The organism is Methylobacterium sp. ap11, assembly GCF_900110515.1.
Lineage (GTDB): Bacteria > Pseudomonadota > Alphaproteobacteria > Rhizobiales > Beijerinckiaceae > Methylobacterium > Methylobacterium ajmalii.
On sequence record NZ_FOEB01000007.1, the window covers coordinates 187451 to 213011 of the forward strand.

Sequence of the window (25561 nt, forward strand, 5' to 3'; positions counted from 1 at the left end):
ACGTGTCCATGACCGAAGCCGTCACGCTCCTGCGCCCGTGGTGGCTCCTCGCCCTGCCGGTCCTCGGGCTGCTCGCCTGGCGCGCCGCCCATCGCTCGGCGCCGCTCGGCGACTGGGTCCGGGCGGTCGAGCCGCACCTGATGGCGGCGCTCGCGGCCCGCGGGGCGGTGCGGCCGGGGCGCCGGGTCGGGCAGGTTCTCCTCGTCTCGGCCGGCGCCCTCCTGGCGCTGGGGCTCGCCGGCCCGGCGCTGGAGCGGCGCGACGTGGCGGGCTTCCGCAACCTCGACGCCACAATCCTGTGCCTCGACCTGTCGCGCTCGGTCGCCGAGGGCGGGCGCCTCGGCGAGATGCGGGTGCTGGCCCAGGCGCTGGCCGAGGCCGCCGGCACCCGCTCGGTCGCCCTCGTCGCCTATGCGGGCGACGCCTACCTGGCCGCGACGCCGACCACCGACCGCGAGTCCCTCGGCACGATCCTGTTCGCCCTCGACGGCGCCACGGTGCCGGACCGCGGCAGCCACCCGGCCCGGGCGCTCGCGCTCGCCCGCCGGACGCTGGCCGAGGGCGCGGTGGTGACCGGCGACGTGGTGCTGGTGAGCGACGGCGGTGGCCTCGACGAGGCCGCGACGCGCGAGGTCGCGGCGCTGGCGGCCGACGGCCACCGGCTCCACACCGTGCTGGTGACCGATCCCGCCCTGCCGCCCGAGGCGCCGCGGCCGGACGGCGCCGGGATGGCCCGCCTCGCCACGCTCGGCGGCGGTAGCGCCGGCAGCCTCGACGCCCCGGCTCCCGTGCTGGCGGCGATCTCCGAGACGGTCGCCCGCCACCTCGCCGAGGGCGGCTACGCGGTGCTGGCCTGGCGCGACCTCGGCCGCTGGCTCGCCGGCCTCGCCCTGCTGCCGGTCCTGCTGCTGTTTCGGCGGAGCGCCTGATGCGGATCGCCCTCCTGGCCGCCGGCGGCCTCGTCCTCGTCGGGCTGACGATCGAGCCCGCGGCGCTGGCCCGCCTCCTGCTGGGTGCCGGGATGCCTCACCTCGCCGCCGCGATCAGCGACGATCCGGCCTGGCGCGGCACTGCCCTCTATGCGGCCGGCCGCTATCCGGAGGCCGCGGAGGCTTTCGCGGGCTCGCCCTACAACCGCGGCAACGCGCTCGCGCTCGCCGGCGACCTCAAGGGCGCGATGGCCGCCTACGACGCGGCGCTCGTCCGCGACCCGTCCGACGAGGACGCCAAGGCCAACCGCGAGCTGATGGAGCGCCTCCTCGACACGCCCGACGCTCCCGGCGGGCGCACCGCCGGCGAGGCCAACGCCCAGGCCGACGCGACGACCCGCTACGCCACCAAGACCGAATCCGACGCCAACGACGCCGGCACCGCCTCGACCGGCGAAGGGCTCGCCGGCCACCGCGAGGCCTCCTCGGCGGCGGACTCGCCCGGCAACTCCAAGGCCGCCCGTACCGGCAAGGCCGAGCAGCGGGCGGTCGATCCCGGCCGCGGCCAGGCCCGCGGCTCGGCCAGCGACGCCGAGGGCGGCGGGCGCCAGGGCGGCGGCAATGCCAGCGTGTCCGAGGTGGTGGAGCGCGAGGTGCGCCGGGTCTCGAAGAGCTTCGAGGCCCGTGAGATCCGCCCCGACCGGCACTGGCTCGCGACCCTGCCGGACGATCCCGGCCGCTTCGTCCGCCTGCGCATCCTCGCCGAGCAGACCCGCCGGCGCGCCGACGGCACCGCCGTGCAGCCCGGGAGCAACCCATGGTGACGACGCGGCGGATGGCGCGCGCAAGCCTGGTCGCGGTCGTGCTGGTGCTCGCCGCCGCGCCCGCCCGGGCGCTGGAGGACGGCGACCTCACCCTCACGGTCACGGCCGAGATCCCGGGCTCGGCCGAGCCCTACCCGCGCGAGATGGTGCTGCTGCGCATCCACGGGGTCTACCGGGCCCAGATCGCGCTCGAGGAGCTGCGCCAGCCGAGCCTGCCGCATTTCGGCTGGACCCAGCTCGGCCGCGACCGCTGGTCCCGCACGACGATCCAGGGCCAGGAGGCGCGCAGCTTCGAGCGGGTCGTCGCGGTGTTTCCGCAAGGGCCCGGCCGCTTCACGGTCGATCCCTTCGTCCATCGCCTGACGCTCGTCGACAACGGCGAGCGCCGGGTGGTCGAGGTCCGCTCCCCTCCCCTGCCGATCGCGGTCGCGGCCTGGCAGGGCCCGGGCGGGCCCGACGCGGCCGAGCCCTGGTGGCTGCCGGCCCGGGACCTGACGGTGACCGACGCCTGGGAGCCCGAGCCCGAGACCCTGAAGCTCGGCGAGCCGGCGCGCCGCACCGTGACGATCGAGGCGAGCGGCCTCACCGCCGACGCCCTGCCGCCGCGGCCGGTTCTGCGCACCCGCGGCGTCCTCACCTTCGCCGGGCCGGTCGAGCGGCAGACCCGCATCACCCCGGCGGGTCCCGTCGCCCGCGTGACCTATCGCTGGGACGTGCGCCCCGGCGTGCCCGAGCCGATCACCCTCTCGGCGATCACCATCCCGTGGTTCGACACCAGGGCGCGGGTGATGCGCGAGGCCGAGATCCCGGCCCGCATCATCGGCGGCCGGACCGCGGCGGTCGAGGCGGGCCCGCCCCCCGCCCCGGCCTCGCCCTGGCGGGCGCTCGCCGCGGGACTCGCCGCCTTCGGCGTCGGCCTCGGCGCCTGGCGGACGTTTCGCCGCCGCGAGGCGCCGGCGGCGCCCGCCCTGCGGGCGCTCGCCCGGGCCGGCCGACGCCGCGATCCCCGGGCCTTTCACGCGGCCATCAGCGAGGCCGCCCGCCGCGATCCGGCGCGCGCCGCCCTCTGGCGGGCCGATCCCGGCACCGGCCCGCACCTTGCCGCCCTCGACGCGGCCCTGTTCGGCGACGGCCGGGACCCGGTGCCGGATCTCGCCGGCCTCGCCCGCGCCCTCGCGCGCCTGCACCCGCCCGACGCCGTGCCGGACGCCCTCGCGCCCCTCGACGGCCCGGTGCGTCACGCCGGCTGAGGCACGGCACCGGCCTCGGCCGCGACGAGGCGCGCCCGGGTGGCGTGGAAGGCGGTGCCGGCCGCGGCGAAGAAACCGGCCGGCAGCGCGCCGTAGCGCGACAGCCGCGCCTCGACCGTGCCCCAGCCGACCGCCTCGGCGAGGGCGAAGGCGCGCAGGCCCTTCTCGATCCGCTCGTTGGTGTCGGCGAAATCCGCGAAGTGCAGCGTGTCCCGGCGCGGCATGTAGGCGAAGCGGATCGCGGGGCGCAGCGCCAGGCGCCGCACCGGCTCCCAGGCGAAGCCCGCTGCCGCCGCGGCGACCGCCGGGGCCACCACCATGCGCTGTTCCCAGCGGAAGAACGCCTCGAACAGGTGCGCCCGCTCGTCCGAGCCGAGCGTCGTCATCCGCCGCCCGGCATGGTGGCAGCGGTTGAGCGCGTCGAGGAGCACCGGATCGACATGGGCCTCGGCGCCGGCCCGCTCGCCGTGGGCCAGGGTGAAGCGATAGCTCGCATAGACCTCGACGAAGACCCGCCGGTTGATCGCCCGAAACGCCTCCGCGAAACCCGCGAGGCCGGCGAGCCGGGCCCGGCGCAGGGCCGGCCGGTGCAGGGCGCTAAGCGAGAGCGCCGCGCCGGCCTGGGCGCCCCAGGCGAAGTAGCCCCGGGCCCAGAGCGCGCCGTGCGCGGCGAGCAGCGGGAAGGCGTGGTGCCCGCCGGAATGGCGGAAGAGGTGGTGGTAGGCCAGGGCCCGCTGGGCGAGGTCGCCCGTGTCCCCGGCCAGGATCTCCGCCTCGCGGCGCGCCGCGGCGTAGTCCCGCGCGAGCCCGCCCGCCCCGACACCCGACCCCGCCATCGCCGCCTCCTGTTTAGGCTGTCGCCTAAATTGCACAGGGTGGGGAGGGCTGCTATTTTGTCAACGGTCTAATTAGGCAGGAGACTAAATTGTCGGACGGCCTGCAGGTGATGGCGGAGGCGCTGGTGTCGCCGGTCCGGCGCAAGATCCTCGCCTACCTGTCGGCCGGGCCGCTGAGCGCCGGGGAGATCGCGGCGCGGTTCGAGATCTCGAAGCCGTCGCTGTCGGGCCATCTCTCGATCCTGTCGGCTGCCGGGCTGATCGTCGGTGCGCGTCAGGGCAACCGGATCGAGTACAGCCTGGTCGAGGACAGCCTGGTCAACAAGCTCGGCGCCCTGGTGCAGGAGGTCTGCCCGATCGCCGGACCGCTGCGGCGCGAGGCCCGGCGCAAGGCGGTGCGGAAGGACGGCGCCCGGGGCGACGACACCCCGGACGAGCCGCAGGCCGGCTGACGAAGTCCGGGAAGGCGGGATGCGGCGGTTGCCTTCCGCGGCACCGTCCCTGCATACCCCCGTGGTTCCCGCCCGAAGGGTCGCGACCGCATGACCGAGACCAGCCCCCGCCTCGGCGCCCGCGTGATGGCGCTGATCGACGACCTCGCCCGCCACACCGACGAGCCCGGCCGCCTGACCCGGCTCTATCTCTCGCCGGCCCACCGGGCGACGGCGGACGCGGTGCTCGGCCTGATGCGGGCGGCGGGGCTCTCGGCCCGGATCGACGCCGCCGGCACCGTGGTCGGGCGGGTCGAGGGCCGCGAGCCCGGCCTGCCGGCCCTGGTGCTCGGCTCGCACATCGACAGCGTGGTCGATGCCGGTCGCTACGACGGCCCCCTCGGGGTCGCGGCGGCCCTGGTCGTCGCGGAGGAATTGCGCGGCGCGGCCCTGCCCTTCGCCCTCGAGGTGGTGGCTTTCGGCGACGAGGAGAACGTGCGCTTCCCGACTTCGCTCTCGACCTCGAAGGCCTGGGCCGGGCAGTACCGGTCCGAGTGGCTGGAGGGCCGCGACGCCGCCGGCCTCACCTTGCGCGAGGCGCTGGTGGCGTTCGGCGGCGACCCGGACGGGATCCCGGCGCTCGCCCGGCGCCCGGAGGCGGTCGCCGGCTACCTCGAGGTCCATATCGAGCAGGGCCCGGCGCTCGAGGCGGCGGTGCAGCCGGTCGGCGTGGTCTCGGCCATCGCCGGCCTGACCCGGGCGCGCTGCACCGTGACGGGCGAGGCCAACCACGCCGGCACGGTGCCGATGGGGATGCGCCGCGACGCGCTTACGGCCGCCGCCGAGATGGCGCTCGCGGTCGAGCGCCTGAGCGAGGGCATGCCCGGGACCGTCGCCACGGTGGGGGCGCTCACGGTGGTGCCCGGCGCTGTCAACGTGATCGCGGGCCAGGTCGATTTCAGCCTCGACGTGCGCTCGCCGGTCGACCCCGACCGCCACGGCCTGTTCGCGGCGATCCAGGCCGAGTGCCGGGCGATCGCGCAGCGGCGCGGAGTGGGATTCACGAGCGAGACCTTCATGGACAATCCCGCGGTCGGCCTCGATCCCGGCCTGCAGGCCGCCCTCGACCGGGCGGCGCGGGACCTCGGCTTCGCGCCGCTGCAGCTGTCGTCGGGCGCCACCCACGACGCGGTGGCGATGGCGGCGCTCGGCCCCTCCGCGATGCTGTTCGTGCGCTGCCGCGGCGGCATCAGCCACAACCCCGCCGAGTCGATCACCCTGGAGGATGCCGACGCGGCGACGCGGGTGCTCCTCGGCACGGTGCGCGACCTCGCGGGCCTCCCCCACTGACCGATACGAGACGTCGAGTGATGCAGCAGGACGAACGGACGGCCGACATCGTGGTGGTCGGCGGCGGCATGGTGGGGCTGTCCTCCGCCATCGCGCTCAAGGATAGCGGCCTCGACGTGGTCTTGTGCGATCCGGGCGAGGCCCGGGCCCGCACCTCCTACGGCAATGCCGGCGTGGTCAGCCGCGGCTCGATCTTCCCGATGTCGAGCCCGGCCCTATGGGGCAAGCTGCCGGCCTACCTGCGCAACGCCGATGCGGGCCTGCGGCTGCGCCACCTCCACCTCCTGCGGGTGATGCCCTGGGCGGCGCATTTCCTGGCGAGCGCCCGCACCTCGGCCTGGCGCCGGGCCGCCGCGGCGCTGGCGCCGCTCACCGATGCAGCCTTCCCCGAGCATCGCCGCCTCGCCGACCGGGCCGGCGTGCCCCACCTGCTGCGCGAGAGCGGCTGGGTGAAGCTCTACCGCACGGAAGAGGCCTTCGCGGGCGCCGCGCTGGAGCGCGAGATCCTCGCCCATCACGGCGTCCCGTTCGAGATCCTCGACGGAGCGGGCATCCAGGCCCTGGAGCCGGCGCTGATCCGTCCCTTCGCCCGAGCGATGCTGCTGCCGGAGACCGGCGCCGTCGGCGATCCGGGCGGGCTGGTCGAGGCGAGCGAGAAGCTGTTCGCCGGCCTCGGCGGCCGGATCCTGCGCACCACCGTGTCCCGGCTCGAGCCCGAGGCGGAGGGCTGGCGCGTCGTCCATCCGGGCGGCATCGTGCAGGCGCGCCGGGTCGTGCTGGCGACGGGGGCGGCGGCCAACGAGCTGTCGCGCCCGCTCGGCTACCGCTTCGCCTTCGCGGCCGAGCGCGGCTATCACCGCCACTACGCGCTCCAGCCCGGCAGCCCGGCCCTGACCCGGCCGGTCTACGACACCGGCGCCGCCTCGATCCTGTCGCCGATGGGCGAGGGCCGGGTGCGGGTGCTCTCCGGCGTCGAGGTCGCCGACCGCCATGCCGAGCCGGATTACCGCCAGATCGAGGCGGCGGCGAAGGAGGCCGCCGGCACGGTGCGCCTCGGCCAGCCCCTCGACAACCGGCCCTGGCTCGGCTCGCGCCCCTCGACCCCCGACGGCCTGCCGGTGATCGGACCCGCCCCGCGCCACGAGGGCCTGATCTTCGCCTTCGGCCACGGCCATATCGGGCTTTCGACCGGCCCGATCACCGGCCGCCTCGTCGCCGACCTCGCCACCGGCCGCACCCCCTCGGTGCCCCTGGCGCCCTTCGCCCCGGGGCGGCTGCTCGGCTGGCCGCGTCTGGCTTCCTGACGGTCCGGCAAAGACCGGCTCCACGCTGTGGAGCCGGCTACCGACATATTTTCCATTAGAAAATATTTCGGCGGATCAATGGTTTGAGAACCGGACCCCGATCTCGACACCCTGCTGGCGTATCACGTCGCACGGTCGGTCCGGCCCGCCCTCGATGCTCAGCACGATCCGGCCCGGCAGCCGGATCGGACGCTCGAGAGCGAGCTTGGCGCCGGTCTCCGAGAGGTTGAGCACGATGCAGGGGCAGGTTTCCTCGGGACCCGGGCCCGCCGGAAGCGTGACCCGCCCGGGCTTCGAGGTCCGCACCCTGTCTCCGATCCGCCGCTCCTCGACGCCGACCAGCCATTCGTCGAGGCTGCCGGCGAGGTCGGCGACGCCGGCCGCCGTGGTCTGGACGTTGTGGCTGACCTCGCCGGTCGTCGCGCGCTGGCGCTCGCTCGCGGAGCTCGTCTCGGCGATGAAGCCCTGCACGGCGTCGACCGCGCCGCGGATCGAGCCGAGCGCCTCGGCGACCTCCCGCGACACCACCTGCATCGCGCCGATCTCGCCCGAGATCCGGTCGGTCGCGGCCCGGGCCTGGCCGGCGAGGTTCTTCACCTCGGACGCCACCACGGCGAAGCCGCGGCCCGCCGGCCCCGCTCGGGCCGCCTCGATGGTGGCGTTGAGCGCCAGCAGGTTGATCTGCTCGGCGATGGCGGTGATCGCCTCGACGACGCCGTTCATCGCCTGGGCGGCCGCGTCGAGCCGCCCGGTGGCGGTGCCGGCCGTCCCCATCCGCTCCTGGATCTCGCCGACCGCATCGCGCGACCGGTCCATCTGGGTTGCGATCGCCGTCGAGGTCCGGTGCATCTCCTCGGTGGCGACCGACACCGCCTGGACCCGGCTCAGGGTCCGCTCGGCCGCCGCGATCGCCCGCGCCCGCACGGTCATGCTGTGGGTGACGTCGGTGGCGAACTTGATCACCTTGCAGGGCCGCCCGTCGAGGTCGAGGACCGGCGTGTAGGTGGCCTGGATCCACACCTCCCGGCCGCCCTTGCCGAGCCGCTGGAACACCGCGGCGGCGTAGCGCCCGGCGCGCAGCCCGGCCCAGAACTCGGCGTAGCCCGGGCTCGCGGCCTGGTCGGGCGACACGAACATGCGGTGGTGGCGCCCGACGACCTCGTCGAGGCCGTAGCCCATCGCCTTCAGGAAGTGGCCGTTGGCTTCCAGGATGGTGCCGTCCATGGCGAACTCGATCACCGCCTGGGAGCGGAGCGCCGCCTCGATCTTGCCCGCGGTATCGGCGGCGTGCTGCTTGGCCGCCGTGATGTCGGTGGCGTACTTGACGATCTTGAGCGTGCGCCCGGTCGCGTCGAGGATCGGGTTGTAGGTCGCCTGGATCCAGACGTCGCCGCCGTCCTTGCCCCGGCGCTTGAATTCGCCGCCGTGGTACTCGCCGCGGGCGAGGCCGGCCCAGAACTCGCGGTAGGCCGGCGAGGCGGCTTCCGCCTCGGTCACGAACAGGCGGTGGTGGCGGCCGCGCACCTCGGCGAGGTCGTAGCCCATCGCCGCGAGGAAGAGCGGGTTGGCGTCGAGGATCGTGCCGTCGGGAGCGAAGTGGATCACCGCCTGCGAGCGGTTGATGGCGGTGATCTGGCCGGCGGAATCGATCGCCGCCTGCTTCTCGGCGGTGATGTCGAGGGCGAACTTGACGATCCGGACCGGCCGGCCGCGGGCATCGAGCACCGGGTTGTAGCTGGCGCGGATCCAGACCTCGCGCCCGTCCTTGGCGAGCCGCCGGTACTCGGCGCTCTGGAACTCGCCCCGGCGCAGGGAGGCCCAGAACGCCGCGTAGGCGGGCTCCGCCGCCTCGGCGGGATCGACGAACAGGCGGTGGTGGCGGCCGCGCACCTCGTCGAGGGCGTAGCCCATCAGCCCCAGGAAATTGCCGTTCGCCTCCAGGAGCCGACCGTCGAGATCGAACGCCACGGTCGCCTGGGACCGCTCGATGGCATCCAGCTTGGCGGCGGTGCCGGAGCGACGGGCGGAAGCGAACATGCGGACGTCCCGGGTTTCTTTGAATTGCCTCGCGTTCAATCAGATCGGACTTAACATGTTATGACGAAGGCGCAGCCCCACGCCGGCCCGCGGCCCTGCAATGTCCGATCGATCGTCCGGCGTTTGCTGCGCACGCGCGTCGGTATGCGACACGTCGGCTTCGCTCGGGTCCGCGGGGACGACGGTTCCACCGCACGGGGGCGCGGGACGACTTCCGAACATCATCATCCGGAGGTTGTATCAGTCTTGCTCGATCATCCGGCGGATGCGCAGCGCGAGCGCTTCGACCACGAAGGGCTTGGTCAGGACCGCGGTGCCGGGCTCGAGCTGGCCGGTGCCCAGCGCCGCGTTCTCGGCGTAGCCGGTGATGAACAACACCTTGAGGCCCGGCCGCAGCGCCCGGCCGGCATCCGCCATCTGGCGACCGTTCATCCCGCCGGGCAGGCCGACATCGGTGACGAGGAGGTCGATGCGCGCGTCCGATTGCAGCACGCGCAGGCCGGCCGCGCCGTCGGCGGCCTCGATCGCCGTGTACCCGAGATCCTCCAGCACCTCGGTCACCAGCATCCGCACGGTCGGTTCGTCGTCGACGATCAGCACGGTCTCGCCGCGCTCGGCCCGGGGCGCCTCCCGCCGGGGCGCCCGCACGGCCTCGCTCTCCGAGGCGCCGTGGTGGCGCGGCAGGAGGAGCGTCACGGTGGTGCCGCGGCCGACCTCCGAGGCGATCCGTACCTGGCCGCCCGATTGCTGGGTGAAGCCGTAGATCATCGAGAGGCCGAGGCCCGTGCCCTGGCCGATGGGCTTCGTGGTGAAGAACGGGTCGAAGGCGCGCCGCACCACCTCGGGCGCCATGCCGGTGCCGGTATCGGCGACGGCGAGCGCCAGGTAGTCGCCCGACGGCATCTCGTGCGCACGGGCGGCGGCGGCGTCGAGGCTCAGATGCCCGGTCTCGATCCCGATCCGCCCGCCATCCGGCATCGCGTCCCGCGCGTTGATGCACAGGTTGAGGAGCGCGTTCTCGAGCTGGGGCGGATCGACCAGCACGGTCCAGAGATCGGCCGGCCCGGAGACCGCGATCTCGATCGCCGGGCCGACGGTGCGGCGGATCAGCTCCTCCATGCCGGCGACCAGGCGGTTGACGTCGGTGGGGCGCGGATCGAGCGTCTGCCGGCGCGAGAACGCCAGCAGCCGGTGGGTCAGCGCCGCGGCGCGGCGCGTGGCGTCCTGCGCGGCGGCGACGTAGCGGTCGACTTCCTTGAGCCGGCCCTGCTGTAGGCGCGCCTGCATCAGCTCGAGCGAGCCCGAGATGCCGGCCAGCAGGTTGTTGAAGTCGTGGGCGAGGCCCCCGGTGAGCTGGCCCACCGCCTCCATCTTCTGCGACTGGCGCAGGGCCTCCTCGGCCCGCATCAGCTCGGCGGTCTGCGCGGCGACGCGCTGCTCCAGCGTCTCGGTCAGGGCCCGCAGCATCGTGGTGGCGCGGTCGCGCTCTGCCGCGACGGCGCGGCGCTCGTTCACGTCGATGAGCACTCCCGGGAAGCTCAGCGGCGTCCCGTCGGGCGCGTGGTCGACCCGCCCGTTCGCCTCCAGCCAGTAGTAGTGCCCGTCGACCCGCCGGGTGCGGTACTGGTGCGCGTAGGCGCCGCCGCGGATCACCACCGCGTCGATCGCGGCGATCAGGCCGGCCCGGTCGTCCGGGTGCACGGTCTCGATCACCTGCTCGAGGCTCAGGCCCTCCCGGCCGAGCGCCGGATCGAGGCCGAAGCTGCGGGCGAAGGCCTCGTCGACGGTGAAGCGGTCGGTCGGCAGGTCCCAGAACCAGGTGCCGATGATCGCGCCGGCCGACAGGGCGAGCTGGACCCGCTCGATGTTCTGCCGGGCGAGCGCCTCGCTCTCGCGCAGGCGCCGCGTCGCGGTCACCTGCGCGGTGGTCTCGTTGGTGAGGATGAAGAGACCCGCGACGCGGCCCTCCCCGTCGAGGACCCGCGAGTAGGAGAAGGTCCACCAGGTGTCGGCATCGCCCCGGTCGGTGTCGAGCTTCCAGGGCAGGTCGACGAAACGGCTGCTGCGCCCCGCGAAGGCGTCCTCGATGATGGGCCTGGCCTGGTCCCAGCCGTCGGCCCAGACGCGGTCGAACCGCTCGCCCATCGCCCAGTCGAGGCGGGGGCCAAGCAGCGGGAAGTAGGTCTCGTTGAAGAAGAAGTGGAGATCCGGCCCCCAGGCCAGGATCATGCTCTCGGGCGAGTTCAGGATCAGGCCGATGGCGGTGCGCAGGGAATCCGGCCAGGTCTCGGGGGCCCCGAGCGGGTGGCCGGTCCAGTCGCGCGCGCGGATCATCTCGGCCGCGCGGCCGCCGCCGGCCAGGAACGCAAGGGGGTCACTCATCGGCGTCGCGGCGTTCACCTGGGACTCGGGCACCTTGGGAGTCTGGCGCCTGGGGAATCGGACACCTTGGAAATCGGACACCTTGGGAATCTGCCTCGCGGGCGCGAGGAGACGCGCCGTCCCGGGGAGGTCGCGTCTTATCGCCCGGCGCGGCGGATTCGGCAAAGCCGTTCGGGGCCCGTCGCGCGGATGCGTCCCCGTGATGGCGGATGGGCCACGCTTTTGGCAGGATCGGCCGCGGCCGGCGCGCCGCGACCGCGCGCCGCCACGGGAGGACCGACCGGATGGCCCACTTCATCAACGACCGCGCCGCCCTGGTGGCGGAGGCGGTGGACGGCCTCGTGCGCGCCAGTGGCGGGCGCCTCGCCCGGCTCGACGGCGATCCGGCGATCCGCGTCGTGCTGCGGGCCGGCTGGACGGCGGACCGGGTCGCCCTCGTCTCCGGCGGCGGCGCGGGCCACGAGCCGGCCCATGCGGGCTTCGTCGGGCGCGGCCTCCTCACCGCCGCGGTCTGCGGCGACGTGTTCGCCTCGCCGTCGGTCGATGCGGTGCTGGCCGGGATCCTGGCGGTGACCGGGCCGGCGGGCTGCCTCCTCATCATCAAGAACTATGCCGGCGACCGGCTGAACTTCGGGCTCGCCGCCGAGCGCGCCCGGGCCCTCGGCCTCGCGGTCGAGACGGTCACGGTCGCCGACGACGTCGCGATCCCGGGCGCGGCGCAGCCCCGCGGCATCGCCGGCACGCTCCTCGTCCACAAGGTGGCGGGCCATGCCGCCGAAGCCGGCCGGCCGCTCGCCGAGGTGGCGGCCGCCGCGCATGCCGCCGCCGCCGGGATCCGCTCCCTCGGCATCGCGGTCTCGGGCTGCACCCTGCCGGGCGGGACGGCCGAATCCCGCCTCGCCCCCGGCGAGGCCGAGCTCGGCCTCGGCATCCACGGCGAGCCCGGCATCGAGCGCATCGCCCTGCCGCCGGTCGCCGACCTCGCCGGGCTGATGACCGCGCGCCTCGCCGGGACCCTGCCGGCGGACGGCCCCCTGGCCCTCCTGGTGAACAACCTCGGCGGTACCACGGCGCTGGAGATGCAGGTCCTCGCCCGGGCGGTGCTGGCGACGCCCCTCGGGGTCCGGGTGCGCCTCCTCCTCGGGCCCGCCGCGGCGATGACGGCGCTCGACATGCACGGCGCCTCGCTCTCGCTGATGCCCCTCGACGCCGACACGGAGGCGGCGCTGACGGCCGCGACCGACGCCCCGGCCTGGCCGCTCGCGGTGCCGGTGGTCGCGCCCGCGACGCGCCTCCTGCCCGATCGCCTCGTGCGGCAGGGTCAGGAGCCCGTACCCTCGCACGATCCGGCCGTGGCTCGGGCGATCACGGCGGTCTGCACGGCGCTGGCGGCGGCCGAGGCCGATCTCAACGCCCTCGACGCCCGGGTCGGGGACGGCGACACCGGCACCACCTTCGCGACCGCCGCCCGGGCGGTACTCGCCGAGCGCGACCGGCTGCCCCAGGCCGAGCCCGCCGCCCTGTGCCACGCGCTGTCCGACCGCCTCGCCCGGGTGGCCGGCGGATCGAGCGGAGTGCTGATGTCGATCTTCTTCGCCGCCACCGGCTCGGCCCTGGCGGAGGGTGCGGGCTGGCCCGCCGCGCTCATCGCCGGCGCGGTGCGGCTCCAGGCCCATGGCGGGGCGAAGCCCGGCGACCGCACCCTGCTCGACGCCCTGGTGCCGGCCCTCGACGCGCTGGCGGCCGGCGGCCTCGCCGCGGCGGCGCGGGCCGCGGAGGCGGGCGCCGCCGCCACCGCCGGCATGACCCGGGCCGGGACCGGACGCTCGAGCTACCTCGCCGCGGCCGACCTCGCCGGGGTCGAGGATCCGGGCGCCGTCGCGGTGGCCCGCGCCTTCACGGCCCTGGCCGGTACCGCCGGTCGCTCCGCACCGGCGTGAAGGGCTGCAGTCGGCGCCACCGGTCCGTGGGCGATCCGCCGCGCTTCATCCCCCCGGACCGGAGGGTGGGAAGGCTGCGCGCTGTCGGCGTGAAGGCATGCCCTGTCGTCGGCCTCGTCCGGAGTTCGCTCGAGCGACGAGGCCGGTTCCGTCGGCCGGGTGGAGGTCGGGGCCCGAGACGTGACGAGAGGATCGTCCCGGAGGCGAACGATCGACCCTCGCGGCGTAATATTTTGCCGGCAAATTCGCGATATGGGGCGCTGCGGCTCGCGAGACCGCCGGCTGGACCGGATCACCGTCTGCCGACGTTGCGCTCGGTCGGGGAAAGAACCTGCGCCGGGCTGCCGATCATCGGCCCGGAATCCGCATCGAATCCGGCAGCGCCGTGTCTCGTCCGGTCGCCCGCTCCGTTCCGCCTCGCGGCCCCGAACGGCTTCCCCGCGCGAGGGCGACATCCGCTTTCGGTCTTTCGGTGGACGAGCGGCCGGGCCGGCTGCATGACCGGTTTGCGCCCGTCTCCGAGGTCGGCGGACGCAAGCCGATGCGTCCGCCGGATGTCGGGCTCTCCGCCTCAGGCGTTGCCGCGGCGGCCGCGGCGGGGCTTACTCTCGACCGGAGCCTCCGCCTCGGGGGCGGCGTCGGCGTCCGGGATGTCCGTCGCGTCCGCCGGCTCGACGTCGTGGCCCTCGGCCGCGTCGTCCGTCCCCGCTTCGACCCGCACGGCGCTGCGGCGGCGCTGCTGGCCGAGGCCCAGCGAGCGGGCGAGCTCCGAGCGCTGCTCGGAGTAGCTCGCCGAGGTCATCGGGTAGTCGTGCGGCAGGCCCCACTTCTGGCGGTAGGCCTCCGGCGTCAGGCCACGCAGGGTCAGGTGACGGCGCAGGGTCTTGTAAGACTTTCCGTCCTCGAAGCTGACCAGGAAGTCGTGGCTGATCGAGCGGCGGATCTCCGCCGGCGTCGCCTTGGGATGGGCCGGCTCAGCGGCGGGTTTGCCGCCCTTCGCCACCTCGTTCAGCGCACCGAAGACGTCGGCGATCAGCTTCGGCAGCTCCGCACCTTGAAGATGATTGCTGCTGACATACGCCGAGATGATATCGGCCGTCAGCGTGACGATATGATCGTGTGTGTTAGATGTCTCGTCCATGCCGCAGGCCCGGGAATCACTGCAAATCGGTGCCTTATCCTTAAGTTCGCGGTGACCGGGAAGGCAAGGATTATCTGTCGGTAAAAACGGAGTTTTCATCGGATTCGATCGGTTTGACATGACGAGCGGCGGCGCGATCCACCGTCGTGCTGCCGCCCCGGACGGCGCCGGAACCCGGCCGTGCGGCTGCGGTTCTCTCCACCGGACAATCCGGGAGCCGTGGATGCGCGTCGTCGTCGACCTGAATCGGTGCCTGGCCTATGCCCAGTGCTGCTACGCGGCGCCGGAGCGCTTCGTGCTGCAGGGCGACGAGATCCTGGCCTACGACCCGGCGCCTCCGGCGGCCGAGCGGGCCGCCATCGACCGGGCGGTGCAGGCCTGCCCGGTCCGGGCCATCCGGGTCGAGCACGACGAGACGGCGGAGCGGCCGGCGTGAGGGACGGGACCATCGTCGTCGCGGGTGCCTCGCTCGCCGGCCTGCGCGGGGCCGAGGCCCTGCGGCGGGGCGGATTTTCCGGCCGCTTGGTCCTCGTCGGCGACGAGCCGCACCTGCCCTACGACCGCCCTCCCCTCTCCAAGCACGTCCTCACCGGCGAGGTCGCCGCCGGGGCCACCACCCTGCCGGGCGTCGGCGCCCTCGACGCCGAGTGGCGCCTCGGCATCCCGGCCGCCGGCCTCGACCGCGCCGGCCGGGTCCTCCTCCTCGCCGACGGCACGCGCCTGCCCTTCGACCGGCTGCTGATCGCCACCGGGGCCCGCGCCCGGCCCTGGCCGCAGGCCGACGAGGCGCGGCTCGCGGGCGTCCACACCCTGCGCAGCCGCGACGACGCGGCGGCTTTGGCCGCCGGGCTGGCCGCCCGGCCCGGACGGGTGCTGATCCTCGGCGCCGGCTTCATCGGCGGCGAGGTCGCCTCCAGCATCCACGCTCTCAGGCTGCCGGTCACGGTGGTCGATCCCGAGCCGGCGCCCCTCGCCCGGGCCCTCGGCAGCGTGCTCGGCGGGTTCATGGCCGGGCGGATGGAGGTCGCGGGCGTCGATCTGCGACCGGGCACCCGCGTGGCGCGGCTCGAGGGCGACGGGGCCGGCCGGGTGCGCAGCGCGCATCTGGCCGAGGGCGGTACGATCGAGGCCGACCTCGTCGTGGTGGCGCTCGGCGCCGTGCGCAACACCGGCTGGCTCGCCGGCAGCGGCCTGGCGGCGGACGAGGGCGGGTTGTCCTGCGACGGCGCCTGCCGGGCCCTCGACGAGGCCGGCCGGCCCGACGAGGCGATCTTCGCCGCCGGCGACGTGGCGCGCTTTCCCCATCCGCTCTACGGCGGCCGCCCGGTCGCCCTGGAGCATTGGGGCAACGCGGTCGCGCAAGGGGCGCACGCCGCCCGCGCCATGCTGGACGGGCCGGACGCCGCGGGCGCCTATGCCGAGCTGCCGACCTTCTGGTCGAGCCAGTTCGGCCTCAACATCAAGTCCCTCGGGCTGGCCGAGGGGGCCGACGCGGTGGCGATCGTCCAGGGCGATCCCGGGACGGGCCGGTTCCTGGCGGTCTACGGCCGTGAAGGCCGCACGATCGCGGCGGTCGCGGTCAATGCCGGGCGCTGGCTGCCGGCCTACGAGGCGCCGATCCGCGAGGGTGCGCCGTTCCCGCCGATCACCGGCGGCGCCGACCAGCCCGCCCCGGCGCCGGTGCCGCCGGGCCTGCCGTCCATGCAGGCCGCCTGACGCGCGGCCCATCCGAGGTTCCGCATGACCGACACCGACGGCACCTTGTTCGCGCAGGTCCGCGATCCCGCGAACCGCGCCGACCCCTACCCGCTCTACGCCCGCCTGCGGGCGCAGCCCGTCGCGCGCCAGGACGACGGCACCTGGGTGGCGAGCGGCTACGCGGCGATCCGCGCCCTCCTGCACGATCCCCGGGTCAGCTCCGAGGATCTGCCGCCGGCCGAGCACCCGGCGACCGGCAACCCAATCAAGGATTTCTTCGTCAACCCGATCAAGGACCGGATCACCGACCGCCACCGCCCCTTCATCTTCCGCGATCCGCCCGACCACGGCCTCCTGCGCCGCCAGGTGATGGGGCAGTTCACGGTCGAGCGGGTGCGGGGCATGAAGCGGCGCACCGAGGCGCTGGTGGACGAGTGCCTGAGAGCGCGCGCGGGCGCGACCCGCTTCGACCTCGTCGACGACCTCGCCTATCCGCTCCCGGTCACGGTGATCTGCGAGATGCTCGGCGTGCCGCGGGAGGACGAGGCGCGCTTCCACGCCTGGGCGACGCAGCTCGCCACCGCCCTCGAACCTGAGAGCCGCGACGACGAGGAGCTGCGGGCCCGCAACACCGAGACCTTCGACGCCATCGCGGCCTACATGCGCGACCTGATCCGCGAGAAGCGCCGGGCGCCCGCCGACGACATCCTGTCGGGGCTCGCCACGACCAAGGACGCGCAAGCCGGGCGGATGAGCGACCCGGACCTCATCGCCACCGCGATCCTGCTCCTGATCGCCGGCCACGAGACCACCGTGAACCTCATCACCAACGGGATGCTGACGCTCCTGCGCCATCCCGACGAGCTGGCGCGCCTGCGCGCCGACCCGGAGCGGGCGCCGCGGGTGATCGAGGAATTGCTGCGCTACGAGCCACCGGTGCATTTCCGCACCCGGCTCACCCGGGCGCCGATCCCGGTCGGGGACGTCACCATTCCCGAGGGTGCGCCCCTGGTGCTGCTCTTCGCCGCCGGCAACCGCGACCCGGCCCGCTTCCCCGATCCCGACCGGTTCGACCCCGACCGGGAGGACAACCAGCATTTCGGCTTCGGCGGCGCCCTGCATTACTGCGTCGGCGCGCCGCTCGCCCGCATCGAGGCCGAGGCGGCGCTGACCGCGCTGGTCGCCCGCCTGCGGGAGCCCCGCCTCGTCGAGGATCCGCCGCCGTATCGGACGGGCGCGTCCCTGCGCGGGCCCGAGCGCCTGCTCCTCGACATCCGCGGCATCGCCTGACGGCACCGCAAGGTCATCCGCGCGTTGCCCGCCGACGAACGACGCGACGGACGGGAGCGCACGATGGCCGAGGGCGGTGGGAAGACCGGGAAGACGGACGACAAGCCGGATTTCGCGCGCGGCATCCCGGCGGGCGACTTGCCCGAGGGCGCGATGATCGAGGGTACCCTCGGCGAGGACAAGGTGCTGCTCCTGCGCCGCGACGGCGCGGTGACGGCGATCGGCGCCCGCTGCACCCATCTCGGCGCGCCGCTCGCCAAGGGGATCGTCACGGAGGGCGAGATCCGCTGCCCCTGGCATCACGCCCGGTTCAGCCTGGAGACCGGCGAGGCGGTCGGCGCCCCGGCCTTCGCGCCGCTGCCGTGCTACCGCGCCGAGGAGCGCGACGGCCGCATCACCGTGACCGGCCGGCGCGAGGCCGCATCCGGGCCTGAAGGCGCCGAGCCGGCCAAAGGTTCTCCCGGCAAGGTGGTGATCATCGGCGGTGGGGCCGGGGGACATGCCTGCGCCGAGTGGCTGGCCCGGGCCGGCCACGGCGCCGCCGTGACCCTGGTGAGCGACGATCCCGATCCGCCCTACGACCGCACCTTCTGCTCGAAGCAGTATCTCTCCGGCAAGGCGCCCCGCGAGAAGACGAGGCTCGCCCCGGACGGCTTTTATGGCGGCGAGGGCCCGCGGCTCCTGCGCGACCGGGTGGTCTCGCTCGATCTCGGTGCGGAGGAGATCGTGACGGCCGGCGGCGAGCGGCTGGCCTACGACGCCCTGGTGATCGCCACCGGCGCGGCGCCGCAGAAGCCGGACCTGCCGGGCTTCGACCGGCCCGAGGTCCATACCCTGCGCAGCCTCCAGGACGCCGACGCCCTGATCGCGGCGGCCGAGAAGGCCCGCTCGGTCGCCGTGGTTGGGGCGAGCTTCATCGGCCTCGAGGTCGCCGCCGCGATGATCGCCCGCGAGAAGAGCGTCACGGTCGTGGCGCCCGATGCCGTGCCGCTGGCCAAGGTTCTCGGCGAGGCGGTCGGCCGCTTCGTCCAGGGCCTGCACGAGGAGAAGGGCGTGACGTTCCGGCTCGGCCGCAAGGTCGAGGGCTTCGACGGGACGGCGCTCGCCCTCGACGACGGCAGCCGGATCGAGGCCGACCTCGTGGTGCTCGGCACCGGCGTCTCGCCGCGAGTCGACCTCGCCGCGGCGGCCGGCCTGGCGCTCGCGCAGAAGGACGACGGCGGCGGCATCGCGGTCGACGCGCATCTCGCCACCTCGGCGCCCGGCATCTACGCCATCGGCGACGTCGCGTCGTATCCGGATCCGCGCAGCGGCCGGCCCCTGCGGGTCGAGCACTGGGTCCATGCCCAGCGCCAGGGCCAGCACGTCGCCCGCACGCTTCTGGGCGAGACGGCGCCGTTCACCGAGACGCCGTTCTTCTGGAGCGGGCATTACGCCACCAGCCTGCGCTACGTCGGCCATGCCGGCTCGGCCGAGGAGCCCCGGATCGAGGGCGAGGTGGGCAAGGGCGACTTCGCCGTGATCTACCGCGAGGACGGGCGCGACGCCGCGCTCGCCACCTGCAAGCGCGACACGCGCTCGCTCGAGGTCGAGGCGGCGTGGGACCGGGAGGCGCGGGCGGCGGTCTGATCGCCAGGGGCCAGGGTCCGGGCGCGCCACCCCGCTTGCGCCCGGGCCCGTTCGCGGGCAGGTGGCGGACCAGTCCCACGGTCGAACAAGGGCCCGTCCAGCGTTGCCGAGCGAAGATTCCCCGGGCCTTGCCCGTCTCGAAGGCCTGATCGGCTACACCCTGCGGCGGGCGCAGGTCGCGGTCTCCCGCAGCTTCGTCGAGCTGTTTGCCGACCTCGACGTGCGCCAGAGCCAGCTCGGCGTACTCACGGTGATCGAGGGCAGCCCGGGGGCGCGGCCGAGCCAGGTCGGCGCGGCGATCGGCATCAAGCGGGCCAATATCGGACCGCTCCTCGACGCGCTGGAGGCCCGCGCCCTGGTGCGCCGCGAGCCCGACCCGACCGACCGCCGCTCGCAATCCCTGTTCCTGACGGAGGCCGGCGAAGCCCTGATGGCGGAACTCCACCGCCGCGAGGCCGCCCACGAGGAGCGCATCGCCGCCTTCCTGAACCCGGACGAGCGCACCGTGTTCCTCGACTTCCTGCGCCGCCTGGAGCAGGGCGCGCGGGAGGTGGTGGGAGATTTGGCCGGCGACGAGGGGGCGGAGGAGACCGACTGAGGCTCACTCCCCCCGGAACCGCCGCACCAACTCCTCGGGGATCGGCGTCGCCTTCATCCGGGCCGCGTCGTCGGGGTGTCGGCCGGCCCAGACCCGGCGCTCGCGGCCCTCGACGGCGAGCTCGCCGTCCTTGAGCAGGCGGTGGCGCACGGCAAAGCTCGATCGGCCGACATCCACCACCGTCGAGACGATCTCCACCCGGTCGCCGTAGCGCGAGGGCTTCAGGAACCGCGCCCCGGTCTCGACCAGCGGGATGCCGAGGAGGTCGTAGCGCGCGAGCATCCCGGCCTTCGGCAGGCCCGTCGCGGCCTCGCACAGCATCGCGGTCGACCAGTCGAAGAAATCGAAGAAGCGCGGGTTGAACACGATGCCGGCGGGGTCGCAGTGCCCCCACTCCACCGTCAGGGTGCGGGCATGGGTGAAGCCCTCGTGGTCGGATGTCGGTTCTTGCGGCGGGGTCATGCGGTCTCCGGGACGATGATGGCGGGGGATGGCGGCGCTGCGTAGAGGCGCTCGACCGCCTCGGCCCGGTTGCGCAGCACGCCGCGCTGGTTGATCGAGCCCTTGTCGGTCACCTCGTCGCGGTCGAGGGCCGGGGGCTCGGCCAGGAGCAGCAGCCGGGCGATGCGGTTCGACGAGCCGGTGGCCTTGGCGGCGAAGGCGGTCAGCCGCCGGGCGAAATCGCGGCGCAGGGCCGGGTGGACGAGGACGCGCCCGTCGTCGCCGGTCTCGCCGCAGAGGGCCCGGCAGGCGGCGATGTCCGGAAAGACCAGGGCCGTGACCTCGTCCCGCGCCTCGCCCGCGATGGCGACGTCGCGCACCAGCGGCTGGAACGCGTCGAGGAAGGCGGCCCGCAGGGGCCCGACGCTGACCCAGATTCCGGTGGTGAGCTTGAAATCCTCGTTGAGGCGCCCGTCGAAGGTGAAGCCGCGCAGAAGATCGTCGGGGTCGACCGGCACGAGCGCGTCGCCGAGGCGGTAGAACCCCTCGTCGTCGAAGGCCGAAGCGGTCAGGTCGGGCCGGCGCCAATAGCCGGGGGTGACGTTGGGCCCGCGCACCCGCGCCTCGCGCTTGGTGCCGACGGGCGCGACCTTCAGCTCGACGCCGGGAGCCGGCAGGCCGACCTGGCCGGCTCTCGCCGGGCGGTCGTCGGTGACGAGGGCGAGCGGCGCGGTCTCGGTGGCGCCCAGCCCCGTCACCATCGGTACCGTCCGGCCGATCGTCCGGCGGGCGAGGTCGTCGATGGCGTCCCAGACCGGCTGCGGCAGGCCGGCGGCGGCGAAGAAGGTGACCTGGAGCCGGCTGAAGAAATTGTGTCGGAGTTCGGCATCGTCGCGCAGGTGGGGCACCAGAGCCTCGAAGCCCTTCGGCACCGTGAGGTAGAGCGTGGGCGCGACTTCGCGCAGGGCCCGCACGGTCTCGCGGATGCCGCTCGGCGTCGGTCTCCCCTCGTCGATGTGCAGGGTGCCGCCATTCGCCAGCACCAGGTTGAAGTTGTGGTTGCCCCCGAAGGTGTGGTGCCAGGGCAGCCAGTCGACCATCACCGGCGGCTCGGCGGTGAGCGCGGGAAACCGCGCCTGCAGCATCGCCTGGTTGGCGGCCAGCATCCGGTGGGTGTTCACCACCGCCTTCGGCACGCCGGTGGAGCCGGAGGTGAACAGGAGCTTCGCCACCGTGTCGGGCGTCACCGCCGCGTGGGCGGCGGCGACGGAATCGGGGTTGCCCGTCTGCATCAGGTCCGCGAACGGCGTCGCGGGCCGGCCGATCGCCGCGTCGTCGCCGATCACCACCTCGGTCTCCGCCGGCACCGCCGCCGCGATGGCCGGGGCGTAGACCGCCCCCTCCGCCGCGAAGACGAGGCCGGGGGTGAGCAGGTCCACGATCGCCCGCAGGCGGGCATGGTCCTGCGACACGGTGGAATAGGCCGGCGAGACCGGCGCCACCGCGATGCCGACATGGAGCGCGGCGAGCGAGACGAGCGCGTGCTCGAAGCCGTTGCCCGAGAGGATCATCACCGGCCGCTCGGCCGAGAGGTTCCGGGCGAGCAGCGCCGCGGCGATCCGCTCGACCGCCTGGAGCGCCGCCCCGTAGGTCAGGGGCTCGGCGCCGCCTTGCCCGCGCCGGACCAGGAACGGTCTTTCCGGCGCCTCGGCGGCGTGGCGCAGGAGGTGCGCGGTCAGGCGCTCCGGATAGGGCGGCAGCGCCGCCGTCGCGGTGACGACGAGGCTGCCGTCGTCGCGCGCGGTGAAACGATGCGTCTCCAAACGATGGGTCTCCATGCGCCCTACCCCTTCACCAGCGGGCAGCCGCCCTCGGCGAGCGGGCGCCAGGCTTCGTCCGCCGGCACGGTGCGGACCGGCTTGAAGTAGTCCCAGCCGCCCTTGCTCTCGGCGGGCGTCTTGGTGGTCAGCAGGTACATCGGATGGAGCTTGCGGCCGTCCTCGCGGATGCGGCCCTTGCCGAAGATCGGATCGTCGGTCGGCATCGCCTTCATGGCGGCCACGACGGTTCGGCCGTCACCGGCATCCTTCACGGTGCCCAGCGCCTTCAGGTAGTGCTCCACCGCCGAGTAGACGCCCGCCTGCATGTCGTTCGGCATGGCGTGGCGCGGGTGGCGGGCGGCATAGCGCGCCGCGAAGGCCCGGGTGCCGTCGTCGAGGTCCCAGTAATACGGCGTGACGATGTAGACGCCCTGCGTCGCCTTGAGGCCGAGCGCCGGCATGTTGGTGATGTTGAGGATCAGCCCGGCGAGGCGCTGGCCCGGAGCGATGCCGAATTCCGCCGCCTGCTTGAGGGCGTTCGAGGTGTCGTCGCCGGCATTCGCCAGCCCGATCACGTCGGCGCCCGAGCCCTGCGCCTGAAGCAGGAAGGACGAGAAGTCGGAGGTGCCCAGCGGATGGCGCGCCGATCCCTTCACGCTGCCGCCCATCGCCTTGACCTCCTCGGCGGCCGAGCCTTCGAGGTCCTTGCCGAAGGTGTAGTCGGCGGTGAGGAAGTACCAGGACTTGCCGCCCTGCTGCACCAGGGCCTTTGCCAGCGCGTGGCCGAGCGACCAGGTGTCGTAGGTCCAGTGCACGGTGTTGGGCGAGCATTGCTTGCCGGTGAGCTCGGCGGTGCCGGCGCCCGAGCCGATGAAGACCTTGTTCTTCTCCCGCGCCAGGTTCGCGACCGCAAGCGCCACGGCGGAGTTCGGCACGTCGACGATCAGGTCGACGCCGTCCTGGTCGAACCAGCGCCGGGCGATCGAGGCGCCGATATCGGTCTTGTTCTGGTGGTCGGCCGAGACCAGCTCGACCGGCCGCCCGGCCTGCTTGGAAAAATCCTCGATGGCGAGTTGCGCCGCGATGACCGAGCCCTGGCCCTGGTAGTCGGCGTAGGGGCCCGACATGTCGTTGAGGATGCCGATCTTCACCGGCCGCTCGGCGGCCGCGGCGGGAGCGAGAAGGGACAGGAGGGCGGCGAGCGCCGGCGCGAGCCGGCGGATGGGACGGCGTGGCATGGTTTCCTCCGGGGGTGGGGTGGCCGGTCTTGGTGCCGGTTCTTGGGATCCGATTGCGGAAGTCTGAGTCTTTACAAATAAGGTGAAGCCTCGAGTTCCCCTCTCCCGTGCGGGAGAGGGGAAATACGTTTGACTTGTTGTGCGCTGAGTTTCTACTTCTCGGAGACCGTTTGAGCGAATTCGACTGGCGAAATCTGATGGTGGGGATGATTTATCCCACCCTCCCACCTCATCCTGAGGTGTTGGCGATCGCAGATCGCACGCGATCGAAGATCGACTGACCTCGAAGGAGGGCTCCAGGGAATGCAGGGATTTCTGGAGCCCTCCTTCGAGGCTCCCATTGGTCGCACCTCAGGATGAAGTGGGAGGGTAGGACGGTCTCGGTCTCCTCAAGTCCTAATTATAAGATCTCGCTCTAACATTCTATCATGGTCATTGCGGGGCCGTTCACTGGATATTGGAGTGATGCGGAGATTGACAACAGCGGATCCAAGTAAATAGAGGCGTATACCTACTCCCGCACCTTCTTCGCCCGCCCCTCCAGAAACTCCGAAAGCCGCCTTTTGGCCTCGGCGTCGCTCTGCGCCACCGCGGTCATCAGCGCCTCGGTGAGGTAGCCCGTCGCCGGGTCGGCCTCGGCGATGCGCGGCAGGGCGTGGATCAGGGCGTAGTTGGTGAGCGGTGCGTTCTCGGCCGCCCGGGCGGCGAGCGCGATCGCCCGTTCCAGCCCCTCGCCCGGCGCCACGACGTAGTGCGACAGGCCGAGCCGCTCGCCGCTCTCGGCATCGTGGACCCGGCCGGTCAGCATCATGTCGCGCATCCGCGAGACGCCGATCAGCCGCGGCAGCCGCACCGAGGCGCCGCCGCCGACGAAGATGCCGCGCTGGCCCTCCGGCAGGGCGTAGAACGCGGACGATTCGGCGACCCGCAGGTGGGCCGAGAGCGCCAGTTCGAGACCGCCACCGATCACCGCGCCCTTGAGTGCAGCCACCACCGGCACACGGCCGAACTCGATCTCGTGGAAGGCCCGGTGCCACATCCGCGAATGCAGCATCCCGGCAGGCGCGTCGCGCTCCGTCAGCTCCGCGAGGTCGAGCCCGGCGCAGAAATGCGGGCCTTCCGCCGCGATCACCAGGGCGCGCACGTCGTCGGGCAGCCCCCGGGCGATGCGCTCGAGCCCCAGCACCATGCCGTCGTCGAGGGCGTTGCGCTTGTGCGGGCGGTTCAGGGTGACGATCGCCACGGCGTCCCGCCTCGTGACGACCAGGGACTCGGTGCCGAGGCCCGACAGGTCCTCCGCCATGCGGCGCTCCTTGCGATTCTCGCTCCGGCCGTTCGCGCCGGATTGCCAAACCTGATTTGTAATGTGATATAACTATCTCAACGGGTCAATCGGGCGGCAAGCCCCGACAGCAGATCCGATCAGGGAGGGCGCCGCGATGGATGACGCGAGCGGACAGGCCGGCGCGTACCGCACGGCCATCGGACGGGTGGCGGTGATCGGCACCGGCGTCATCGGGGCGTCCTGGGTGTCGCAATGCCTCGCCCGCGGGCTCGACGTCGTCGCCACCGATCCGGCCCCTGGGGCCGAAGCCGCTCTTCGCGAGGCGGTCGCCCGGCACTGGCCGGTCCTCGAACAGATCGGTCTCGCCCCCGGCGCCTCGCCCGAGCGCCTGACCTTCGTGGCCGGGCCGGAGGAGGCCGCCGCCGATGCCGATTTCGTCCAGGAGAACGGGCCCGAGCGGCTGGAGATCAAGCACGCGACCTTTGCCCGTCTCGACGCCGCGGCCGCGCCCGACGTGGTGCTGGCGACCAGCTCCTCCGGCCTCACCCCGAGCGCGATCCAGACCGCCTGCCGCCATCCCGGCCGGGTGGTGCTGGGCCATCCCTTCAACCCGCCCCACCTCGTCCCGCTGGTCGAGGTTCTGGGGGGAGAAAAGACCGACGAGGGCGCCGTCGCGGCCGCGATGGCGTTCTACCAAGACCTCGGCAAGCGGCCGATCCGCCTGCGGCGCGAACTCGTCGGCCACGTCGCCAACCGGCTCCAGGCGGCGCTCTGGCGCGAGGCGTTCCACCTCGTCGGCACCGGCGCCGCCACGGTCGCCGATATCGACGCCGCCATCGCGCACGGCCCGGGCCTGCGCTGGGCCCTGATGGGGCCGTGCCTGCTCAATCACCTCTCGGGCGGCCCGGGCGGGCTCGCCCACACCCTCGACCATCTCGGACCCTTGATGGAGGCGATGTGGGCCGATCTCGGCGACCCGCGCCTGACGCCCGAGCTGAAACGGACCCTCGTCGAGGGCCTCGAACAGGCGCTCGACGGGCGCGACCGGGACGCGATGGTGGCGCAGCGCGACCGGCTCCTCGTCGATCTCGTCCGGCAGAAGCGCGAGGCGCCGGACCTGCCGTAACCAATCCCAACG

At 73.7% G+C, this 25561-nt stretch carries 21 protein-coding genes; 13 read left to right on the forward strand and 8 right to left on the reverse strand.

The window, feature by feature from the left end:
- Window positions 1–8 precede the first annotated feature (8 nt).
- Genes BMX97_RS12830 through BMX97_RS12840 form a run of 3 tightly spaced genes read left to right on the forward strand, consistent with a single transcriptional unit; the run spans window position 9 to window position 3003 of the window.
- Window positions 9–929: a vWA domain-containing protein gene (locus tag BMX97_RS12830; protein ID WP_091750372.1), complete on the forward strand. Its 921-nt coding sequence runs from the start codon at window positions 9–11 to the stop codon at window positions 927–929.
- Complete coding sequence (locus BMX97_RS12835; protein WP_177202204.1) at window positions 929–1753, forward strand: tetratricopeptide repeat protein; 825 nt, start codon at window positions 929–931, stop codon at window positions 1751–1753. Before BMX97_RS12830 ends, BMX97_RS12835 begins: the two co-directional genes overlap by 1 nt.
- Window positions 1747–3003: a BatD family protein gene (locus BMX97_RS12840; protein WP_091750374.1), complete on the forward strand. Its 1257-nt coding sequence runs from the start codon at window positions 1747–1749 to the stop codon at window positions 3001–3003. Before BMX97_RS12835 ends, BMX97_RS12840 begins: the two co-directional genes overlap by 7 nt.
- Here the strand turns inward: BMX97_RS12840 and BMX97_RS12845 are convergent.
- The gene (locus BMX97_RS12845) at window positions 2991–3839 is read right to left on the reverse strand and encodes a hypothetical protein (RefSeq protein WP_091750378.1); all 849 of its coding nucleotides are present in this window, start codon (window positions 3837–3839) and stop codon (window positions 2991–2993) included. The genes BMX97_RS12840 and BMX97_RS12845 overlap by 13 nt on opposite strands.
- A gap of 89 nt (window positions 3840–3928) precedes the next feature.
- Between BMX97_RS12845 and BMX97_RS12850 the strand changes: the two genes are divergently transcribed.
- From BMX97_RS12850 to BMX97_RS12860, 3 genes are all read left to right on the forward strand, one after another.
- On the forward strand, window positions 3929–4291 hold the full coding sequence (locus tag BMX97_RS12850; protein ID WP_244538402.1) for a metalloregulator ArsR/SmtB family transcription factor: 363 nt from the start codon (window positions 3929–3931) through the stop codon (window positions 4289–4291).
- A gap of 90 nt (window positions 4292–4381) precedes the next feature.
- Window positions 4382–5620 carry an allantoate amidohydrolase gene (locus BMX97_RS12855; protein ID WP_091750382.1) on the forward strand — a complete coding sequence of 413 codons (1239 nt, stop codon included), beginning with the start codon at window positions 4382–4384 and terminating at the stop codon, window positions 5618–5620.
- A 20-nt stretch (window positions 5621–5640) separates the two neighbouring features.
- Window positions 5641–6924 (forward strand): NAD(P)/FAD-dependent oxidoreductase, encoded by a 1284-nt coding sequence (locus tag BMX97_RS12860; protein WP_091750385.1) that lies wholly within the window; start codon window positions 5641–5643, stop codon window positions 6922–6924.
- Between the two features lie 75 nt (window positions 6925–6999).
- Here the strand turns inward: BMX97_RS12860 and BMX97_RS12865 are convergent, their stop codons facing one another.
- Both BMX97_RS12865 and BMX97_RS12870 read right to left on the reverse strand, forming a co-directional pair.
- Entirely contained in the window at window positions 7000–8961 is a 1962-nt protein-coding gene (locus BMX97_RS12865; RefSeq protein WP_091750387.1) for a PAS domain-containing methyl-accepting chemotaxis protein, read from the reverse strand.
- A gap of 240 nt (window positions 8962–9201) precedes the next feature.
- On the reverse strand, window positions 9202–11343 hold the full coding sequence (locus BMX97_RS12870) for a PAS domain-containing hybrid sensor histidine kinase/response regulator (protein ID WP_091750686.1): 2142 nt from the start codon (window positions 11341–11343) through the stop codon (window positions 9202–9204).
- Window positions 11344–11627: 284 nt separating this feature from the next.
- On the opposite strand from BMX97_RS12870, the gene BMX97_RS12875 reads away from it, so the two are divergent.
- A complete protein-coding gene (locus BMX97_RS12875; protein ID WP_091750390.1) occupies window positions 11628–13283 on the forward strand; it encodes a dihydroxyacetone kinase subunit DhaK in 1656 nt (551 codons plus the stop codon).
- 571 nt (window positions 13284–13854) lie between these two features.
- Here the strand turns inward: BMX97_RS12875 and BMX97_RS12880 are convergent.
- Complete coding sequence (locus tag BMX97_RS12880) at window positions 13855–14424, reverse strand: Ros/MucR family transcriptional regulator (RefSeq protein WP_091750393.1); 570 nt, start codon at window positions 14422–14424, stop codon at window positions 13855–13857.
- Between the two features lie 223 nt (window positions 14425–14647).
- On the opposite strand from BMX97_RS12880, the gene BMX97_RS12885 reads away from it, so the two are divergent.
- The 5 genes from BMX97_RS12885 to BMX97_RS12905 all read left to right on the forward strand — a co-directional run bounded on the left by BMX97_RS12885 (window position 14648) and on the right by BMX97_RS12905 (window position 19639).
- Window positions 14648–14860 (forward strand): ferredoxin, encoded by a 213-nt coding sequence (locus BMX97_RS12885; RefSeq protein WP_091750396.1) that lies wholly within the window; start codon window positions 14648–14650, stop codon window positions 14858–14860.
- Window positions 14857–16140: an NAD(P)/FAD-dependent oxidoreductase gene (locus BMX97_RS12890; protein ID WP_091750399.1), complete on the forward strand. Its 1284-nt coding sequence runs from the start codon at window positions 14857–14859 to the stop codon at window positions 16138–16140. Before BMX97_RS12885 ends, BMX97_RS12890 begins: the two co-directional genes overlap by 4 nt.
- A gap of 24 nt (window positions 16141–16164) precedes the next feature.
- Window positions 16165–17412 carry a cytochrome P450 gene (locus BMX97_RS12895; RefSeq protein ID WP_091750402.1) on the forward strand — a complete coding sequence of 416 codons (1248 nt, stop codon included), beginning with the start codon at window positions 16165–16167 and terminating at the stop codon, window positions 17410–17412.
- 63 nt (window positions 17413–17475) lie between these two features.
- Window positions 17476–19041 (forward strand): FAD-dependent oxidoreductase, encoded by a 1566-nt coding sequence (locus BMX97_RS12900; protein ID WP_091750405.1) that lies wholly within the window; start codon window positions 17476–17478, stop codon window positions 19039–19041.
- 103 nt (window positions 19042–19144) lie between these two features.
- Entirely contained in the window at window positions 19145–19639 is a 495-nt protein-coding gene (locus tag BMX97_RS12905) for a MarR family winged helix-turn-helix transcriptional regulator (protein ID WP_177202205.1), read from the forward strand.
- Window positions 19640–19642: 3 nt separating this feature from the next.
- On the opposite strand, the gene BMX97_RS12910 is transcribed toward BMX97_RS12905, so the two are convergent.
- From BMX97_RS12910 to BMX97_RS12925, 4 genes are all read right to left on the reverse strand, one after another.
- Window positions 19643–20101: an acyl-CoA thioesterase gene (locus BMX97_RS12910; RefSeq protein WP_091750411.1), complete on the reverse strand. Its 459-nt coding sequence runs from the start codon at window positions 20099–20101 to the stop codon at window positions 19643–19645.
- Window positions 20098–21903 carry a feruloyl-CoA synthase gene (locus tag BMX97_RS12915; protein ID WP_210187632.1) on the reverse strand — a complete coding sequence of 602 codons (1806 nt, stop codon included), beginning with the start codon at window positions 21901–21903 and terminating at the stop codon, window positions 20098–20100. Before BMX97_RS12915 ends, BMX97_RS12910 begins: the two co-directional genes overlap by 4 nt.
- Window positions 21904–21923: 20 nt before the next feature.
- The gene (locus BMX97_RS12920; RefSeq protein ID WP_091750417.1) at window positions 21924–23138 is read right to left on the reverse strand and encodes an ABC transporter substrate-binding protein; all 1215 of its coding nucleotides are present in this window, start codon (window positions 23136–23138) and stop codon (window positions 21924–21926) included.
- Window positions 23139–23649: 511 nt separating this feature from the next.
- Entirely contained in the window at window positions 23650–24441 is a 792-nt protein-coding gene (locus BMX97_RS12925; RefSeq protein WP_091750419.1) for a crotonase/enoyl-CoA hydratase family protein, read from the reverse strand.
- A 136-nt stretch (window positions 24442–24577) separates the two neighbouring features.
- Here BMX97_RS12925 and BMX97_RS12930 point away from each other — a divergent pair, with 136 nt between their 5' ends.
- Window positions 24578–25549, forward strand: a complete 972-nt coding sequence (locus tag BMX97_RS12930) for a 3-hydroxyacyl-CoA dehydrogenase NAD-binding domain-containing protein (protein WP_091750421.1) — start codon at window positions 24578–24580, stop codon at window positions 25547–25549.
- Window positions 25550–25561: the final 12 nt, after the last annotated feature.

What these genes read in the sequence shown, in the direction of transcription:
- BMX97_RS12860 (WP_091750385.1), top strand. Translation starts at nt 5,641, where the DNA reads ATGCAGCAGGACGAACGGACGGCCGACATCGTGGTGGTCGGCGGCGGC.
- BMX97_RS12880 (WP_091750393.1), bottom strand. Translation starts at nt 14,424, where the DNA reads ATGGACGAGACATCTAACACACACGATCATATCGTCACGCTGACGGCC.
- BMX97_RS12855 (WP_091750382.1), top strand. Translation starts at nt 4,382, where the DNA reads ATGACCGAGACCAGCCCCCGCCTCGGCGCCCGCGTGATGGCGCTGATC.
- BMX97_RS12845 (WP_091750378.1), bottom strand. Translation starts at nt 3,839, where the DNA reads ATGGCGGGGTCGGGTGTCGGGGCGGGCGGGCTCGCGCGGGACTACGCC.
- BMX97_RS12885 (WP_091750396.1), top strand. Translation starts at nt 14,648, where the DNA reads ATGCGCGTCGTCGTCGACCTGAATCGGTGCCTGGCCTATGCCCAGTGC.
- BMX97_RS12870 (WP_091750686.1), bottom strand. Translation starts at nt 11,343, where the DNA reads ATGAGTGACCCCCTTGCGTTCCTGGCCGGCGGCGGCCGCGCGGCCGAG.
- BMX97_RS12840 (WP_091750374.1), top strand. Translation starts at nt 1,747, where the DNA reads ATGGTGACGACGCGGCGGATGGCGCGCGCAAGCCTGGTCGCGGTCGTG.
- BMX97_RS12835 (WP_177202204.1), top strand. Translation starts at nt 929, where the DNA reads ATGCGGATCGCCCTCCTGGCCGCCGGCGGCCTCGTCCTCGTCGGGCTG.
- BMX97_RS12930 (WP_091750421.1), top strand. Translation starts at nt 24,578, where the DNA reads ATGGATGACGCGAGCGGACAGGCCGGCGCGTACCGCACGGCCATCGGA.
- BMX97_RS12865 (WP_091750387.1), bottom strand. Translation starts at nt 8,961, where the DNA reads ATGTTCGCTTCCGCCCGTCGCTCCGGCACCGCCGCCAAGCTGGATGCC.
- BMX97_RS12830 (WP_091750372.1), top strand. Translation starts at nt 9, where the DNA reads ATGACCGAAGCCGTCACGCTCCTGCGCCCGTGGTGGCTCCTCGCCCTG.
- BMX97_RS12895 (WP_091750402.1), top strand. Translation starts at nt 16,165, where the DNA reads ATGACCGACACCGACGGCACCTTGTTCGCGCAGGTCCGCGATCCCGCG.
- BMX97_RS12910 (WP_091750411.1), bottom strand. Translation starts at nt 20,101, where the DNA reads ATGACCCCGCCGCAAGAACCGACATCCGACCACGAGGGCTTCACCCAT.
- BMX97_RS12900 (WP_091750405.1), top strand. Translation starts at nt 17,476, where the DNA reads ATGGCCGAGGGCGGTGGGAAGACCGGGAAGACGGACGACAAGCCGGAT.
- BMX97_RS12920 (WP_091750417.1), bottom strand. Translation starts at nt 23,138, where the DNA reads ATGCCACGCCGTCCCATCCGCCGGCTCGCGCCGGCGCTCGCCGCCCTC.
- BMX97_RS12875 (WP_091750390.1), top strand. Translation starts at nt 11,628, where the DNA reads ATGGCCCACTTCATCAACGACCGCGCCGCCCTGGTGGCGGAGGCGGTG.
- BMX97_RS12925 (WP_091750419.1), bottom strand. Translation starts at nt 24,441, where the DNA reads ATGGCGGAGGACCTGTCGGGCCTCGGCACCGAGTCCCTGGTCGTCACG.